Annotated in this window: 11 protein-coding genes; 2 read left to right on the top strand and 9 right to left on the bottom strand. The window is 72.0% G+C overall.

Features of this window, described 5'->3' with window-relative positions:
• Positions 1–99 precede the first annotated feature (99 nt).
• From ACWDAK_RS35515 to ACWDAK_RS35500, 4 genes are all read right to left on the bottom strand, one after another.
• On the bottom strand, positions 100–345 hold the full coding sequence (locus ACWDAK_RS35515) for a hypothetical protein (RefSeq protein ID WP_344638402.1): 246 nt from the start codon (positions 343–345) through the stop codon (positions 100–102).
• Positions 346–494: 149 nt separating this feature from the next.
• Entirely contained in the window at positions 495–857 is a 363-nt protein-coding gene (locus tag ACWDAK_RS35510; RefSeq protein ID WP_344638337.1) for a WhiB family transcriptional regulator, read from the bottom strand.
• Positions 858–1,025: 168 nt separating this feature from the next.
• Positions 1,026–1,475, bottom strand: coding sequence for a hypothetical protein (locus ACWDAK_RS35505; RefSeq protein WP_427394678.1), 450 nt, complete (start codon positions 1,473–1,475; stop codon positions 1,026–1,028).
• A 276-nt stretch (positions 1,476–1,751) separates the two neighbouring features.
• On the bottom strand, positions 1,752–4,025 hold the full coding sequence (locus ACWDAK_RS35500; RefSeq protein WP_344638339.1) for an ATP-dependent DNA helicase UvrD2: 2,274 nt from the start codon (positions 4,023–4,025) through the stop codon (positions 1,752–1,754).
• Positions 4,026–4,207: 182 nt separating this feature from the next.
• On the opposite strand from ACWDAK_RS35500, the gene ACWDAK_RS35495 reads away from it, so the two are divergent.
• Entirely contained in the window at positions 4,208–4,465 is a 258-nt protein-coding gene (locus tag ACWDAK_RS35495; protein ID WP_344638340.1) for a mycoredoxin, read from the top strand.
• Here the strand turns inward: ACWDAK_RS35495 and ACWDAK_RS35490 are convergent.
• From ACWDAK_RS35490 to ACWDAK_RS35475, 4 genes are all read right to left on the bottom strand, one after another.
• Positions 4,438–5,316, bottom strand: coding sequence for a GntR family transcriptional regulator (locus tag ACWDAK_RS35490; RefSeq protein ID WP_344638341.1), 879 nt, complete (start codon positions 5,314–5,316; stop codon positions 4,438–4,440). The genes ACWDAK_RS35495 and ACWDAK_RS35490 overlap by 28 nt on opposite strands.
• Positions 5,317–5,759: 443 nt before the next feature.
• Positions 5,760–6,677 (bottom strand): NAD(+) diphosphatase, encoded by a 918-nt coding sequence (gene nudC, locus ACWDAK_RS35485; RefSeq protein WP_344638342.1) that lies wholly within the window; start codon positions 6,675–6,677, stop codon positions 5,760–5,762.
• Positions 6,678–6,725: 48 nt separating this feature from the next.
• Positions 6,726–8,126, bottom strand: coding sequence for a dipeptidase (locus ACWDAK_RS35480; protein ID WP_344638343.1), 1,401 nt, complete (start codon positions 8,124–8,126; stop codon positions 6,726–6,728).
• A gap of 161 nt (positions 8,127–8,287) precedes the next feature.
• Complete coding sequence (locus ACWDAK_RS35475; RefSeq protein WP_344638344.1) at positions 8,288–8,881, bottom strand: PadR family transcriptional regulator; 594 nt, start codon at positions 8,879–8,881, stop codon at positions 8,288–8,290.
• A 59-nt stretch (positions 8,882–8,940) separates the two neighbouring features.
• Between ACWDAK_RS35475 and ACWDAK_RS35470 the strand changes: the two genes are divergently transcribed.
• Positions 8,941–9,939 carry an endonuclease/exonuclease/phosphatase family protein gene (locus ACWDAK_RS35470; RefSeq protein ID WP_344638345.1) on the top strand — a complete coding sequence of 333 codons (999 nt, stop codon included), beginning with the start codon at positions 8,941–8,943 and terminating at the stop codon, positions 9,937–9,939.
• Positions 9,940–9,960: 21 nt separating this feature from the next.
• Here ACWDAK_RS35470 and ACWDAK_RS35465 read toward each other — a convergent pair whose 3' ends face one another.
• Positions 9,961–11,148 (bottom strand): PP2C family protein-serine/threonine phosphatase, encoded by a 1,188-nt coding sequence (locus ACWDAK_RS35465; protein WP_344638346.1) that lies wholly within the window; start codon positions 11,146–11,148, stop codon positions 9,961–9,963.
• Positions 11,149–11,320: the final 172 nt, after the last annotated feature.

The raw sequence follows: 11,320 nt of genomic DNA, 5'->3' as shown, positions 1-11,320 counted from the left end.
TACACCTGCCCTCCGGTCGTGGCCCCCCCCCTCGCGCCTTGGGTTGCCGCTTTGGCCGTACGGGGGTGCGGGTGTCAAACCGCAAGGCGCGGAGGCCGGTTACATCACGGCGACCGCAAGCGCCTTGCGGGCGCGCAGCGAAGCGCGCTCGGCCCGGCGCTTCAGCTTCGCGGCCCGCGCGACGCGGACGGCCAGACGTTGGTGCTCGGCCTCTTGCAAGCGCTCTTGCATATGGGCCCGTGCCAGGGATTCCTGGAGAAGATGCATTTCGCGTGTCCTGTTCTGGATCTGAAGTTCAGTGCTCTGCTCGGCGCGGACGGCGGAGTCGATGGCGGCGGGGGTCATGTGGTGGTCCTGCTCGTGGTACTTGCTCGGGAAGGGACGGGAGGCTTCTGCGTCCGCCTTGGCGGCGGCGACGCGGATGGAGTGCCGAAGCGCGCTGTCCAGCGGGGGCTGCTCTCCCCGGCGGACGGCTGCCGCGGACTTCGCGGGGGTCATGCCACGACCTCGTTCTTGCGCGGACGGCCCCGGGGCCGCTTGCGGGCGACGACCACGCCCTGCACGAAGAGCTCGCCACCCCAGACGCCCCAGGGCTCACGCCGCTCCAGCGCACCGGCCAGGCAGGCCTCCTTTACGGGGCAGGTGCCGCAGAGCGACTTGGCGTACTCGACGTCCGCCGGCGTCTCCGCGAAGAAGACCTCGGGGTCGAAGGCGCGACACGGGATGGGCTGTCCGAGCGCCTCGGCGTCGTCGAGCGCGGTGAGCTGCATGAGGGAAACCTCCGGAGGGTCGGCCTGGTCGGCCTTGGTGTTGTCTGTCGGTACGGACGGGAGTGGCGGTGTGATGACCGTGGACACTGTGGGTGTTCCTCGTCTTCTCTCTGTGGTTCCGATCCGGACCTACTGGTGGGGTTGGATCGGAGGCCCCGAGGGGCCAGGGTGGGTCTGACGTACCGAACAAACAGAAGGGCCGCGGATCCCGGTGTACGGGTTTCCGCGGCCCTGGAGTGCCGACCTGAGGGTGACTCAGGTTCGCTCTCTCCAGGGTCCAGGCCCGCGGAAGGCCCGCATCCGGGTGGCCATGGCGCCGGCAAAGGCGGCCGTGGCCTGGTTAATCTGCTGCTGCTCCTGCTTCTGGGTTGCTCCGGCACCGATGACCTGGGCATAGACGCCATGCTTGACGGCGGCTACGACGGCCTTCGATGCCTGGAGCGGTCGCTCGACACGGGACAGACCCGCCTCGACGGACGTGGCTTCAGTGTTGCCAACGCCACTGACAGTGGCGCCGCCGAGAACGGCGGTATCGGCGACAGAGAGACCGGTGGCGTCGAGACCCAGACCGCGTTCGGCAAGGACGGCCACGTCACGCAGCTGCGCGGCGGAGGCCGGGGTGCAGAAGGCGAACTGCGAGAGGGCACGCCAAGGCATGGCGACGACGGTCTGGCCAGTCAGTTTGGTGATCATCTTGGTTCCCACTGTCATCGCCTCCTCTCGGCGTCTCGCGGTGCCCAGTCCCCCGGGCTCCGATGTTCGAATGTCTGTCAGGTCTAGCTCAGGTACTGCAAGTTCAGCTACAGCAAAGCTCAGGCATGGCTGATGGTGCGCAGGGGAAAGCTGTTTCAGGAGTGACCCCGTACAGCTCGCGGTCTTGTCCCCTTGACCGCTCCGGCAGGCTATTGCGCTCCCAGCACGACGCGCAAACTATTTTTTCGGCGAGTTCCGAGGCGGGTTCCGGAGCGGTCTTCCGAGCGGCTAGGCCGGCTCGTCCGACTCCCCCGAGTCTCCCCCCGTGATCTCCCCCTGCTGGTCTCCCTCGGACTCGTCCTCGGGTACCTCCCCAGCACACAACGACAGCACGGCAGCCCCGTACTTGTCCAGTTTCATGGCGCCGACGCCCGCGATCCGGGCCAGCTCGCCGGTACTGGTGGGGACATCCTCGGCGATCGCCATCAGAGTGGCGTCGGTGAACACCACATAGGCCGGGGCGCCCTGCTTCTTCGCCTGCCGGGCCCGCCAGTCGCGCAGCCGCTCGTACAGGGCCTCGTCCATCGAGGAGGGGCAGTCCTCGCAGCGGCGCAGCTTGCGCTCCACCGCGTCGGTCAGGGTGCGGTCGCAGACCCGGCACTTGACCGGGCCGCGCGAGCGGCGGGCGGCCGGACGCTCGGCGCCGTACTCCACCCCGCCGCGGCCGCCCCGCGAGCGCCCGCCGGGGGCGCCCGAGCCCGGTCGCAGGCCGTCCAGGAAGCGGGTGGGCTTGCGGCTCGCCCGGCCACCCGGGGAGCGGGCGAGCGCCCAGGACAGCGTCAGGTGCACCCTGGCCCGGGTGACCCCGACGTAGAGCAGTCGGCGCTCCTCCTCGATCTGCTCGTCGGTCTTGGCGTAGATGATCGGCAGGGTGCCCTCGGAGAGGCCTGCCAGGAAGACCGCGTCCCACTCCAGACCCTTGGCGGCGTGCAGCGAGGCCAGGGTGACGCCCTCGACGGCGGGGGCGTGCTGGGCCGCGGCGCGGGCGTCCAGCTCGGTGACGTAGGCGGCGAGGTCGCAGGGCTCGCCCGCGCCGCGGCGGGCGGCCTCGAACTCCTCGGCGAGCCGGACCAGGGCGGCCAGCGACTCCCAGCGCTCGCGGACGGTGCCCGAGCCGGCCGGGGGCACCGGGGTGAAGCCCCGGCTGGCCAGCACCGCGCGGACCTGCCCGGCGAGGTCGGGCGCATCTGCGGTCAGCGGGTCGGCCCCGGCGCGGGCGGCGCCGCGCAGCAACATCACCGCGTCCCTCACCTCGGGGCGCTCGAAGAACCGCTCGGCGCCCTTGAGCTGGTAGGAGATACCGAGGTCGGCCAGTGCCTGCTCGTAGACCTCGGACTGGCCGTTGGTGCGGAACAGGACGGCGATCTCGCTCGCCCGCACGCCCTGGGCGAGCAGCTTCTCGACCGCGTGCGCGGTGGCCTCGGCCTCGGTCGGCTCGTCCGGGTACTCGACGTAGACCGGCTCGGGACCGGCCTCGCGCTGGGAGACCAGCTCCAGGCGGTGCCGGGCGGCCTGGCCCCCGGCCTGGGCGAGCAGGCCGTTGGCCAGGTGGACCACCTGCGGGGTGGAGCGGTAGTCGCGGACCAGCTTGACCACCGTGGCCTCGGGGTGCCGATTGCGGAAGTTCAGCAGGTAGTCGGGGGTGGCCCCGGTGAAGGAGTAGATGGTCTGGCTGGCGTCGCCGACGACGCAGAGGCTGGCGCCGCCCGCCGTCCACTGGTCGAGCAGGCGCTGCTGGAGCGGGGAGACGTCCTGGTACTCGTCCACGGTGAGGTGGCGGTACTGGGCGCGGACCCGCTCGGCGATCTCCGGCCGGTCCTCCAGGATCGCGGCGGTGAGCAGCAGCACGTCCTCGAAGTCGATCACGCCGCGGTCGCGCTTGGCCTGCTCGTAGGTGGCGTAGACCCGGGCGATCTCGGCCGGGTCGCGCGGGGCCTCGCGGCCGGTCTTGACCACGGCGGCCGGGTAGTCGTCCGGCACGATCTGGGTGACCTTGGCCCACTCGATCTCGCCGGTGAGGTCGCGCAACTCGGTGCGCTGCACCCGCAGGCCGCTGCGGCCGGCCGCCTCGGCGACCAGCTGGACCTTGCGCTCGAGCAGTCTGGGCACCTCACCGCCGATCGCCCGCGGCCAGAAGTACTGGAGCTGGCGCAGCGCGGCGGCGTGGAAGGTGCGGGCCTGCACGCCCTCGGCGCCGAGCTGGCGCAGCCGCCCGCGCATCTCACCCGCGGCCCGGGCGGTGAAGGTGACGGCGAGCACCTGCTGCGGCTGGTAGACACCACTGCGCACGCCGTAGGCGATCCGGTGGGTGATGGCCCTGGTCTTGCCCGTGCCGGCGCCCGCCAGGACGCACACGGGCCCGTGCAGGGCCGTGGCCACCGCCCGCTGCTCGGGGTCGAGCCCGGCCAGCACGGCGTCGGCGCCGAGCGCCGCCCCACCGGCGGGGCGGAGGGTGTCGTACGGGCCGGAGGTGCCCAGGAGCTCTTGCTGCATGCCGTCCATCCTCGCAGGGTCGGCCGACATTCCGTTCCGGGTTATCCACAGGCCCCGCGAGATGGTCGGACAATCGCCCCGCAAACCGGCGCGCGTGCTACGTCACACGCCGGGCGCACGAGGAATGCCGGAAGCACTCCGTATGTTCTCGTCACAGAACGCACGCCCCCTTCCCTAAGGAGCCCATCGCCATGTCCGGCAGCGTCACGATGTACAGCACGACCTGGTGCGGGTACTGCAACCGCCTCAAGAGCCAGCTGGACCGCGAGGGCATCGGCTACACCGAGATCAACATCGAGGAGGACCCGACCTCGGCGTCCTTCGTCGAGTCGGTGAACAACGGCAACCAGACCGTGCCGACCGTGCTCGTGCGGCCGGTCGGCGGCGGCGAGCAGGTCGTGATGACCAACCCGAGCCTGCTTCAGGTCAAGAAGGCCTTGGCGGCCTGACCCGGAATCAACTCGGCGGTGGCCTCGGCCGGCTCCGGCCCGGGGCCGCCGCCCGCCTGGGGCACCGGCCTGGCAGCCAGCTCGCCGAGGCCGTACACCAACCGGCAGCGGTCCGCCGAGTAGCGTGACTCGACCACCCGGACCGGGCCGCGCCGGTCGTACGTGACCCTGGTCTGCACCAGCAGGGGCACACCGGGACCGCCCTGGAACCAGGCCGACTCCTCCGGCCCCGGCATCCGGGAGACCAGGTGGTCCACCGCGCCGATCTCGGTACGGCCCAGCGCGGCCAGCACCGACTCGTCGCCGCCCGGCACCGGGTCCGGCTCCATCAGCGGCGTGCCGGCGGCCAGCCCCGCCCGGTAGTGGCTCTCCTCGATCGAGTACGGCTCACGGTCCATCAGTCGCAGCTGACGGCGGACCACCACCGCCTCGCCCGGCCGCATCCCGAGCCGCTCGGCGACGTCCACCCGGGCCCGGACGATCAGCATCTCGAAGTCCACCGTCAACCGGCGGCCCGCCGCCTGCGCCTCCTTCGGGTAGACCTCGGAGGGTGCGGTCAGGCAGTCCGGCAGACCGGGGGCCGGCGCCGGGCCGAACGCCCGGTGGTCCAGCACCGGGTGCTCCTTGAGGAAGGTCCCCTTGCCCTGGAGGCGGACCAGCCTGCCCTCGTTGACCAGCACGTCGACCGCGAGGCGGACGGTGTTGCGGGCCACGCCGTACTGCTGCTCCAGCTCTCCCTCGACCGGGAGCGGGACGTCGCTCGGCCACTCCCCGGCCGCGATGCGGCGGCGCAGATCGGCGGCCAGGCGCTGGTACTTCGGTGATTGGGCACTGCCCCTTGGGATTGTCACCCCAGTGAATGTAGCGAGAGGGCTTGCGCCATTTCAGCGGAACCGGCCAATACCGGCCGGGATCGGGGATTCAGGCATTGATCCGGACCGGAACGGTTGCGGACGGGCGGTGACACCTCCGCCGAATCCGGTACCGCATTCCGGCCGGCGCACCGGTGGTGGATCCGCGCCCCTGCCAGTACCGCGCACCGGTACAACGCGCACCCGGCCGATCGGCAACGCGCCGCCCCGGACAGCCCACGGCGGCCGCCTGGCCGGCCAGGAAGATCCCCGGCCATCGCCCGGACCCGTTCCCGGACAACCCCGACAATCACGGTCGGAAGCCATCGAATCCAGCCAAGGAATCGATCAAATTAATCCGACAATAAAGCCCGAAGGGGCGTGCAGAGACTATCTGCACGCCCTTATTCGATCCTGCGGGCCGACGACTGCCGGTGAGTCGTCTAGGACAGCGGCTCGCCGTACCAGAGTTCGACCAGATGACGCGCGATCGAAATTCCGGACGGCGGCAAGATCTCGCCCGCGGCCATCTGGGCCCGCAGCTCCTCGCGGGAGAACCAGCGCGCCTCGGCCAGCTCCTCGCCGTCGACCGTGATCGCGGTGCCGTCCGGAGCGGCCTTGCCCAGGAAGCCCAGCATCAGGCTGGCCGGGAACGGCCAGGGCTGGCTGGCCACGTACCGGACCTCGGCGACCTTGACCCCGGACTCCTCCCGGACCTCCCGGGCCACCGCCTGCTCGATCGACTCACCCGGCTCGACGAAACCGGCCAGCGTGGACCAGCGGCCCTCCGGCCAGATCGCCTGTCGGCCGAGCAGGCAGCGGTCCTGCTCGTCGGTGATCAGCATGATCACCGCCGGGTCGGTGCGCGGGTAGTGCTCGGCGGCGCAGGAGGTGCACCGGCGCACGTGCCCGGCACCCGCCTTCTCGGTCGCATGGCCGCAGCGGGAGCAGAAGCTGTGCAGCCGGTGCCAGTGCTCCAGCGCGACCGCGTGCACCAGCAGCCCGGCGTCGCGGTCCGAGAGCAGCGCTCCGACCTCGCGCAGCCCGGCCGGGCGGGCGTCGCCGTCCAGCCGGCCGGGCAGGCTCTCGCCGGCCAGCGCGAAGTACGAGACGCCGTCCTCGTCGGTACCGAGGAAGTACCGGTCGCCCTCCTGCGGCACCTGGAAGGAAGGCAGCAGCACCAGCTCGGTGCCCACCTCGGTGTCGACCACGAAGACCTCGCCGCCGGAGATCGGCAGCACCTTGGTGCTCGGGTGACTCCAGGCCGCCGCCAGCCACGGCTCGTCGAACCGGTGCTGTGCAGCCCGGTCCACGCCGGCGCGAGCCAGGGCGAGAGGCTTGGTATCAGGCACGGTGCTCAACTCGGTCCATCCCCGTTCTGGTTGTCAACTGCACGTGGTGATCGGCACTCACGCCTGACGGAAGTTCTCGGCCAGGTCGTCCCAGAGGTAGGCGGCGGTCTCGACGCCCTTGGTCAGCAGGTCCAGCTCGACCTTCTCGTTGATCGAGTGCCAGCCGTCCGAGGGCACCGAGATGCCCACGAAGAGCACCGGCGCACCGAGCACGTCCTGCAGGTCGGCGGCCGGGCCGGAGCCGCCCTCGCGGGTGAAGAGGATCTTCTTTTCGAAGGCCCGCCCCATCGCCCGGACGGCGGACTGCAGCGCCGGGTGGTCCAGCGGCGTCAGGCAGGGCCGGGTGGCACCCGGGAAGACCAGCTCGTAGCGGATGCCCTCGGGCACCTGCGAGGCCACCCAGGAGCGGACGGCCTCGTGCACCTTCTCGACATCCTGGCCCGCGACCAGCCGGAAGGAGAGCTTGAGGTGCGCCTCGGCCGGCACGATGGTCTTGCCGCCGGGGCCGGTGTAGCCGCCCCAGATGCCGTTGACCTCGGCGGTCGGCCGGGCCCAGACCCGCTCCAGGGTGGTGTAGCCCGCCTCGCCCTGGGTGCCGTACGACTTGGCGACCTTCAACCACTGCGCCTCGTCGAAGGGCAGCTCGGCGAAGAGCTCGCGCTCCCGCTCGGTCAGCTCGACGACGCCGTCGTAGAAGCCCGGGATCGCCACCCGGCGGTCGGCGTCGTGCAGGCCCGCGGCGAGCGAGGCGGCGACGTCGGCCGGGTTGGGGACGGCACCGCCGAAGGAGCCGGAGTGGATGTCGCTGTCCGGACCGTAGAGGTCGATCTGGGCGTCGGCCAGGCCGCGCATGCCCGTGCACAGGGTCGGGGTGTCCTCGGCCCACATGCCGGTGTCCGAGATGATCACCACATCGGCGGCCAGGCGCTCGGCCTCGCGGCGGACCAGGTTCGCGAAGTTCGGCGAACCGGACTCCTCCTCGCCCTCGATCAGCAGCTTGAGGTTGACTGCGGGGGCGGTACGGCCGGTGGCCGCCAGGTGCGCCCGGACACCCAGGGTGTGGAAGAAGACCTGTCCCTTGTCATCCGCCGCACCACGGGCGAACAGCTGCCGGCCGACGATCGTCGGCTCGAAGGGCTCGGTCGCCCAGCCGTCCTCCCTGGCCGCGGGCTGCACGTCGTGGTGGCCGTACACCAGGACGGTGGGGGCGGACGGATCCCCGGACGGCCACTGAGCGAACACGGCCGGCAGCCCGTCGGTCTCCCAGACCTCCGCCACCGGGAACCCCGTCTCGGCCAGCTTCGCGGCCAGCCACTCGGCGGAGCGGCGGACCTCACCGGCGCGGCCCGGGTCGGCGGAGACGGACGGGATGCTCAGCCACTCGGAGAGGTCCTGCAGGAATGCGGCCTGGTGCTGGTCAATGTAGGAGCGGACGGCGCTGTCCGGGGTTTTCGTCATACGGACGACTTTAGTTCGCCCGTGTGGGTGTCCGCCCGTACCGTCCGCGCAGGGGCCAGTAACCTCCGTCACGCATCGGCCGTGGCCGCCCCGGGCCGACCCGCCCGGCAGCGCGGACGGTCCCCTCGCTTCGGCCCGTCCGGTGAGTCCGCTGCAGTTGATCAGATCCGGCCGCGCCGGCCCGTCGGGGCCTCGGCGGGCGGAAGCTCTGAGCTCGCCCCCTCCGGGCGGCGCCGCACCAGCCGCCTCTCGCAGTTATCCAGCCAGCGGATCTCGGCCTCGGTCCGGAAGATCAGCTGCTCCAGCACCAGCAGCCAGCCCAGGTCCTCCCGGCGATCCGTGTCGCCGTCCAGTGCCTGGTCCCTGAGCCGGGTGTAGTCCTGGAGCGCCTTCGTGCTGTGTCGGCGCTGCCCCTGGATGACGGCCGAGACGTCGACCCCCGACACGGTGACCGCCATCGCCAGCTTGATCGCGAGTTCGTCGCGCGGCGGGTTCTCCCTGGGCACCGGCGTCTCGAACCAGTTGCGCAGCTCCGCGCGGCCGGCCTCGGTGACGGCGTGGAACAGGTGCCCCTCCGCGTCCGCACCGTGCGGCGCGACCAGCCCGTCCCGCTCCAGGCGGCCCAGGGTGGTGTAGACCTGTCCGACGTTCAGCGGCCAGGTGGCGCCCGTGCGGGCCTCGAACTCAACCCGGAGCTGGTAGCCGTAGCACGACCCCTGGTCGAGCAGGGCGAGCAGAGCGTGGCGGATGGACATACCCGGTATGTGTACCGGGCATGCCCCACCCACTCAAGCTCAGCCGGTACCGTCGTACGGTGAGCCAGCTGCGCATCGCCACCTTCAACCTGTTGCACGGTCAGCCCCTGGCCGCCGACGGCAGCCCGCTGCCCTATCCGCCCGAGGCCGCCGACCCGCTGCTTGAGGCCATCGCCGGACTGGACGCGGATGTGCTCGCCCTCCAGGAGGTCGACCGCTACCAGGTGCGCTCCGGCCTGGTCGACCAGGCCGCCACCGCCGCCAAGGCGATGGGCGCCGCCGACTGGCGCTTCGCCGCCGCGCTGCACGGACGCCCGGCCCCGGTGGCCGGCTGGGTGCCCGACCCGTCCGTCCCCGGTCTCCAGGTGTACGGGCCCGGCGAGATCGACACGGCCACCGACCTGCCCTCGTACGGCACCGCGCTGCTCACCCGGCTTCCGGTGCGGCACTGGCGGGCGCGCAGGTTCGCGCCCGCGCCGTTCGGACTGCCGCTGCGGGTCGCCGGGCGGCGCGGGCTGACGCCCGTACCGGACGAGCCGCGCGCCGCGGTGGCCGCCGTGCTGGAGGGCGAGCGGGGGCCGTTCACGGTGGTCGCCACCCATCTGTCCTTCGTGCCCGGCTGGAACATGGCCCAACTCGCGGGCATCCGGCGGTGGATCGCCGACCTGCCGAAGCCGTACCTGGTGCTCGGCGACTTCAACCTGATCGGCGCGATGCCCAAGGCGGTGCTCGGCGGGGCCACCGCGCTGGACCTGAAGACCGCGCGGCAGCGGAGGTCGGAGCAGCCGCCGCGGCGTGATCTGCGGGCGGCCCGGCGCCTGCGGGCGGCGCAGGCGATCCAGCCGGGGGCGCGCCGGCGTCGGGCACGGGAGCCGCGGCCGCGCCTCCAGGGCTGGTACGACCTGGCGAGGACCCCGACCTACCCCTCGCACAACCCGGCCGTCCAGTTCGACCACGTCCTGGCGATCGGCGTCCCCCGCACCGCCGTCGGGCCGGCCTCGGCCCCCCGGGCGGCGGTCTCCGACCACCGGCCCCTGGTCGTCGAGGTCACGCTCTGAGGGGCCGTCCACCCGCACCCGTCAGGCCGGGGCGGCCGCCTGGTGGTCCGGCTGGTGCGGGAGGTGATGGGCGGTCGGCTCGTACTGCAGCAGGAGCATCGCCGCGTCGTCCCCCAGGGTGCGGCCGACGTGGCGCACGACGTCGTCGTGGATCCGGTCCAGGATCTCGACCGGGCCGCCGGAGGCGACCTGCGGAAGGCGTTCCGCGAGCGGGTAGAAGACGCCCCGGTGGTCGCGGGCCTCGATCACGCCGTCGGTGAAGAGCAGCACCCGGTCCCCGGGGTGCACCCGCACCCGGTGCACCGGCGGCCGGACGTCGGCCGGATCGAGCACCCCGAGCGGCGGCACGCTCTCCGCCGACTCCAGCGCCCTCACCGGCTCATCGGCCCGCAGCAACAACGGTGCCGGGTGACCGCAGTTGACGATCTCCGCGACGTCGTCCGGGCCGACCCCGATCAGGACCAGGGTGACGAACTCCTCCTCGACCCCGGGGTGGTCGTTCTCGTGCAGGGCCCGGTCCAGGCTGACGGCCAGCCAGCCGGCCACCTTGGCCAGCTCGGGCTCCTGGTGGGCGGCCTCGCGGAACGCGCCGAGCACGGCAGCCGCCGTCTCCACCGCGTTGAGCCCCTTGCCCCGGACGTCGCCGACCACGGCCCGGACGCCGTGCCGGGTGTTGACCACCTCGTAGAGGTCGCCGCCGATCCGGGCGTGGGCCGCCGCGGCCGCGTAGTGGACGGCGGCCCGCACGCTGCCGACCCGGTCGGGGACCGGGCGCAGCAGTACCCGCCTGGCGATCTCGGCCACCACCTGAGCGTCGGCGAGGGCCTTCTCCTGCCGCAGCCGCAGGGTCGCGCTGACCCAGCCGATGCCGGCGACCAGTGCGATGGCGAAGACGGTGGCGGTGTGCACGGACTGGCCGAGCACATCGTTGTAGAGCGCCATCACGAAGGCCGCGAGCTCGGTGAACAGGCCGATCACCAGCGGGTACCAGGTGCGTCTGCTGACCACGGCGGCCAGCGCGGGGACCGCGGTGATGGCCGGTTCGACCGTCACCGAGGAGTTGCTGAAGTAGTCGAGGGAGACCACCAGCAGCATGCCGATGAACGGCAGCGCCAGGGCGGTCTTCGGCCAGGTGCCGGTGACGGCTCCTGGAACGGCTCCCGGGACCGGCCCCGCGAGCCGCTCTCTGATCCATCCGGTCGCGCTCAACTTCGGTCTCTCCAGCGAAAGGTGGCCGGTGTCAGGGGACACCTGCGGTGATGACAGAGGGTCAGGAACTTCGTCCTCGTCGGCGGCCGGAGCACTGGGGTTGACCGGTTACCGACCTCACAATAGGCGCGAAAAGTGCACCGCGCACAGGTTTCGCGCGGTCCTGTGACGA

The organism is Kitasatospora sp. NPDC001175, from assembly GCF_053598215.1.
This window is presented reverse-complemented; position numbering and strand designations above follow the sequence as displayed.

What these genes read in the sequence shown, in the direction of transcription:
- ACWDAK_RS35515 (WP_344638402.1), bottom strand. Translation starts at nt 345, where the DNA reads ATGACCCCCGCCGCCATCGACTCCGCCGTCCGCGCCGAGCAGAGCACT.
- ACWDAK_RS35500 (WP_344638339.1), bottom strand. Translation starts at nt 4,025, where the DNA reads ATGGACGGCATGCAGCAAGAGCTCCTGGGCACCTCCGGCCCGTACGAC.
- ACWDAK_RS35495 (WP_344638340.1), top strand. Translation starts at nt 4,208, where the DNA reads ATGTCCGGCAGCGTCACGATGTACAGCACGACCTGGTGCGGGTACTGC.
- ACWDAK_RS35480 (WP_344638343.1), bottom strand. Translation starts at nt 8,126, where the DNA reads ATGACGAAAACCCCGGACAGCGCCGTCCGCTCCTACATTGACCAGCAC.
- ACWDAK_RS35475 (WP_344638344.1), bottom strand. Translation starts at nt 8,881, where the DNA reads ATGTCCATCCGCCACGCTCTGCTCGCCCTGCTCGACCAGGGGTCGTGC.